At 53.0% G+C, this 1,670-nt stretch carries 1 rRNA gene; it reads left to right on the top strand.

The annotated features are described in order from the left end of the window. Positions 1-94: 94 nt before the first annotated feature. Positions 95-1,660: ribosomal RNA gene (locus AC3G7N_RS20480) — 16S ribosomal RNA — on the top strand. Positions 1,661-1,670: the final 10 nt, after the last annotated feature.

The raw sequence follows: 1,670 nt of genomic DNA, 5'->3' as shown, positions 1-1,670 counted from the left end.
TCCTTGAAAACTGAACAAAACAACCAAGTATGTAAGTAACGAAACAAAGCTAAGACAATTGATAGAATCGATTGGTATCGATTTTATTCAAACTTTTTTGGAGAGTTTGATCTTGGCTCAGGACGAACGCTGGCGGCGTGCCTAATACATGCAAGTCGAGCGCGGGAAGCAAGTTGATCCTCTTCGGAGGTGACGCTTGTGGAACGAGCGGCGGACGGGTGAGTAACACGTGGGCAACCTGCCTGTAAGATTGGGATAACCCCGGGAAACCGGAGCTAATACCGAATAACACTTTTTATCACATGGTAGAAAGTTGAAAGGCGGCTTTTGCTGTCACTTACAGATGGGCCCGCGGCGCATTAGCTAGTTGGTGGGGTAATGGCCTACCAAGGCGACGATGCGTAGCCGACCTGAGAGGGTGATCGGCCACACTGGGACTGAGACACGGCCCAGACTCCTACGGGAGGCAGCAGTAGGGAATCTTCCGCAATGGACGAAAGTCTGACGGAGCAACGCCGCGTGAGTGATGAAGGTTTTCGGATCGTAAAACTCTGTTGTTAGGGAAGAACAAGTATCGTTCGAATAGGGCGGTACCATGACGGTACCTAACCAGAAAGCCCCGGCTAACTACGTGCCAGCAGCCGCGGTAATACGTAGGGGGCAAGCGTTGTCCGGAATTATTGGGCGTAAAGCGCTCGCAGGCGGTCTTTTAAGTCTGATGTGAAAGCCCACGGCTTAACCGTGGAGGGTCATTGGAAACTGGAGGACTTGAGTACAGAAGAGGAGAGTGGAATTCCACGTGTAGCGGTGAAATGCGTAGAGATGTGGAGGAACACCAGTGGCGAAGGCGACTCTCTGGTCTGTAACTGACGCTGAGGAGCGAAAGCGTGGGGAGCGAACAGGATTAGATACCCTGGTAGTCCACGCCGTAAACGATGAGTGCTAGGTGTTAGGGGGTTTCCGCCCCTTAGTGCTGAAGTTAACGCATTAAGCACTCCGCCTGGGGAGTACGGCCGCAAGGCTGAAACTCAAAAGAATTGACGGGGGCCCGCACAAGCGGTGGAGCATGTGGTTTAATTCGAAGCAACGCGAAGAACCTTACCAGGTCTTGACATCCTCTGACAGCGATAGAGATATCGTGTTCCCTTCGGGGACAGAGTGACAGGTGGTGCATGGTTGTCGTCAGCTCGTGTCGTGAGATGTTGGGTTAAGTCCCGCAACGAGCGCAACCCTTGATCTTAGTTGCCAGCATTAAGTTGGGCACTCTAAGGTGACTGCCGGTGACAAACCGGAGGAAGGTGGGGATGACGTCAAATCATCATGCCCCTTATGACCTGGGCTACACACGTGCTACAATGGATGGAACAAAGGGACGCGAAGCCGCGAGGTGTAGCAAATCCCATAAAACCATTCTCAGTTCGGATTGTAGGCTGCAACTCGCCTACATGAAGCCGGAATCGCTAGTAATCGCGGATCAGCATGCCGCGGTGAATACGTTCCCGGGCCTTGTACACACCGCCCGTCACACCACGAGAGTTGGCAACACCCGAAGTCGGTGAGGTAACCTTTATGGAGCCAGCCGCCGAAGGTGGGGCCAATGATTGGGGTGAAGTCGTAACAAGGTAGCCGTATCGGAAGGTGCGGCTGGATCACCTCCTTTCTAAGGAAAA

This window comes from Virgibacillus carmonensis, from assembly GCF_057836705.1.
Note: the sequence above shows the minus strand (reverse complement) of the source record. Positions and strands in the feature narration are given on the sequence as shown.